At 67.6% G+C, this 2,964-nt stretch carries 3 protein-coding genes; 2 read left to right on the forward strand and 1 reads right to left on the reverse strand.

Going from position 1 to position 2,964, the window contains the following annotated elements; all coding sequences use genetic code 11:
* Nucleotides 1-207: 207 nt before the first annotated feature.
* Nucleotides 208-1,356 carry a TRAP transporter substrate-binding protein gene (locus tag ACTIFU_RS12935; protein ID WP_439578725.1) on the reverse strand — a complete coding sequence of 383 codons (1,149 nt, stop codon included), beginning with the start codon at nt 1,354-1,356 and terminating at the stop codon, nt 208-210.
* Nucleotides 1,357-1,587: 231 nt separating this feature from the next.
* On the opposite strand from ACTIFU_RS12935, the gene ACTIFU_RS12940 reads away from it, so the two are divergent.
* Together ACTIFU_RS12940 and ACTIFU_RS12945 are read left to right on the forward strand one after the other, a co-directional pair.
* On the forward strand, nt 1,588-2,049 hold the full coding sequence (locus ACTIFU_RS12940) for a MarR family winged helix-turn-helix transcriptional regulator (RefSeq protein WP_439578726.1): 462 nt from the start codon (nt 1,588-1,590) through the stop codon (nt 2,047-2,049).
* Nucleotides 2,046-2,852 carry a ferredoxin--NADP reductase gene (locus tag ACTIFU_RS12945; RefSeq protein ID WP_439578727.1) on the forward strand — a complete coding sequence of 269 codons (807 nt, stop codon included), beginning with the start codon at nt 2,046-2,048 and terminating at the stop codon, nt 2,850-2,852. The genes ACTIFU_RS12940 and ACTIFU_RS12945 overlap by 4 nt, the downstream gene beginning before the upstream one ends.
* Nucleotides 2,853-2,964 lie beyond the last annotated feature (112 nt).

Genomic DNA, 2,964 nt, shown 5'->3' on the forward strand with positions numbered 1-2,964 from the left:
GGTCGGCGCGCGGAACAGGTAGCGCGCGAACACCTCATAAACGATCGCCCCGGTGAGCGCGATGATCGCCCAGCCGCCGAGCTTGCCGGCGACGGTGCTGATCCGGTCGATGGTGAGCAGGACGGGCTGCATCTGCGTCACGTCCGTTCCGTCAAGGCGACGCCCGCCCCGGGGAAACCGGAGCGGGCGCCGTGACTGTGGCGGCGGTCAGCCGCGGGCGAAGAAGTGGTTGAACGCGAGCACCGACGGCGCCTCGTTGCGCAGGAAGTAGGTGCCGGTGCGGCGACACCAGTCGCGCTGGCTGTCGCAGACCTTCTTGAAGAACGGACCGGCCGCCGGCGAGGAGGTGTCGCCCTCGAGCTTGGCCACGACCGCATCCCAGGCGCGCAGCTGCGCCTCCAGGATGGGCCGCGGCGTGGTGATGGCGCGCACGCCCTGGCGCTGCGTCATCTCGATCAGGTCCTTCGGGTACCGCTCCTGGATCTTCCAGCTCATGTCGGAACTGGACGCCTCGACGGCGAAGCGGACGATCGCCTTGAGCTCGGCAGGCAGCGCCTCGTACTTCTGCTTGTTGAACAGGATCTCGAACGACTCGACGTGCTGGTGGAACGACTGGAGCATGTACACCTTGGCGACGTCGGGGAAGCCCAGCACACGGTCCGAGGACGGGTTGTTGAACTCCGCGCCGTCGATCACGCCGCGCTCCAGGGCCGGAACGATCTCGCCTCCCGGCAGTGCGACCACCGCCATGCCGAGCTCATTGAACAGCTCGGTGGCGAGCCCCACGGTACGGAACTTCAGCCCCCGCAACTGCTCGACGCGCTCAACCGGGTTCTTGAACCAGCCGAGCGGCTGGGTCGGCATGGGCCCGGTCAGGAACCCGACGATGTTCAGCCTCAGAACATCGTTGATCATCTCGTTGTACAGGGCCTCGCCACCGCCGTGGTAGAACCAGCCCAGGAAGTTGTTGGCATCACGGAACCAGGGCGGCGAGGTGCCGAACAGGCTCGCGGCCTTGTTCTTGCCGTACCAGTACACCGTCACGCCGTGTGCGCCATCCAGCGTGCCAGAGTGCGTCGCATCCATCACCTGGAAGGCGCCGACCACGGCGCCGGCCGGCAGCAGCTCAAGGCGGAGCCGACCACCCGCCATGTCGTTCACACGCTTCACGTAGTCGCCGGCGATCTCGTGGAAAATGTCGCGCGCGGGCCACGTGGACTGGAAGCGCCAGGTGATCGTCTGCGCCCGGCTCACCTGGGGTGCGGCGAGGGTTCCTGCCGCCGCCACCGCGCCGCCAACCGCTGCCGTCTTGAGAAAGCCACGGCGGCCGGGACGCTGGGTCTTCACATCGGTCATGCTCTGCATCCTCCCTGTAGGACAAGCCGGCTGACTTGACTGCAAGCCAAACGCCGACGTTTGATCCAGAAACCACAGCGCTGCGCCGCTTACAAGAACTTGCGCGCCCCACAGCACCGTGAGGGGGTACCGTCACAACCCATGCGGGCACACCGCGGGTCCGAGGTTTCCTTTGACACGCCGCGGGCGCAGAGGGATCATTTGTATACGAACGATCCAGGAGGACTGCCCTTGGTCCTGAAGGACCTTTCCCGCGTGGTCCACACCGATCCGTCAACGTATGCACTGGAAGATCAGGTGGGCCATCTCCTCCGACGGGCCCACCAGCGCCACGCTTCGATCTTCCAGGACGGGATCGGCCAGGCCGCGTTGACGCCGATGCAGTGGGCAGCACTGGTCACGCTGGTCCGCGACGGCCAGGCGAGCCAGAATCAGCTCGGCCGGTTGACGGCGATGGACCCCGCCACCGTTCAGGGTGTGGTACGCCGGCTGCGTGCGCGCGGGCTGATCACGCGCGCGCCGGACCCGTCCGACCGGCGAGCAAGCCTGCTGACGCCGACCCCTGCGGGCGTCGCCCTCGTTGAGGCCACGCTGCCTGCCGCCGTCGCGATCAGCGACGCGACGCTCGCCCCCCTGAGTCCCGCGGATCGACACATCTTCCTCAAGCTCCTGCAACGGATGGCCTTTGCATGACCACCGACGTCGCCGCCAGGCCGAAGCCGGTCGGCAATCTGAATGTCGAGACCGTGCTGGCGGTCCACCACTGGACCGACACGCTGTTCAGCCTCACCACCACGCGCGATCCGGCGTTCCGGTTCGAGAACGGCGAGTTCACCATGATCGGCATCCCGGTGAACAACAAGCCGCTGCTGCGCGCCTACTCGATGGTCTCGGCGAACTACGAGGAGCAGCTCGAGTTTCTCTCGATCAAGGTACCCGACGGGCCGCTGACCTCGCGACTCCGGTACATCCGGCCGGGCGACGTCCTCTACGTGGGGCGCAAGCCGACGGGCACGCTGGTGGTGAGCTACCTCACGCCCGGGCGGACGCTGTTCCTGCTCTCGACCGGCACCGGCATCGCGCCGTTCATGAGCATCATCAGGGACCCCGAGACCTATGCGCGGTTCGACCGCGTGGTGCTGACGCATACCTGCCGCTTCGAGCGCGAGCTCGCCTACCGCGAGTGGATCACGCGCGACCTGCCGCAGCACGAGTTGCTGGGCGAAGAGGTGCGCGCGAAGCTCGTCTACTACCCGACCGTGACGCGCGAGCCGTTCCACCGCCAGGGGCGGATCACCCAGTTCATCGAGGACGGCACGCTGTTCGCCGATCTGGGACGGGGTGGGTTCGATCCGGTCGAGGACCGGATCATGATCTGCGGCGGGCCCGACATGCTCGCGGAGTGCCGCCGCGTAGCCGAGCGCGAGGGGTTCGAGGAGGGCTCGTCCGGTACGCCGGGGACCTATGTGATCGAGAAGGCGTTCGTGGAAAAGTAACGGCAGGGGCGAAGGGCCATTGGCCCTTCCCCCCGCACCCCCCATCCCGGGAGGGCGTCGCTACCCGTGGGGCCGGCCCGCGGCCCCACCCACCGGCGGGCCCCCCAGACGG

This window comes from Elioraea sp., assembly GCF_051860475.1.
Taxonomy (GTDB): domain Bacteria; phylum Pseudomonadota; class Alphaproteobacteria; order Acetobacterales; family Acetobacteraceae; genus Elioraea.

Bases quoted from the DNA above. Each gene is read 5' to 3' on its own strand.
- ACTIFU_RS12945 (WP_439578727.1), top strand. From the start codon at position 2,046: ATGACCACCGACGTCGCCGCCAGGCCGAAGCCGGTCGGCAATCTGAAT.
- ACTIFU_RS12935 (WP_439578725.1), bottom strand. From the start codon at position 1,356: ATGACCGATGTGAAGACCCAGCGTCCCGGCCGCCGTGGCTTTCTCAAG.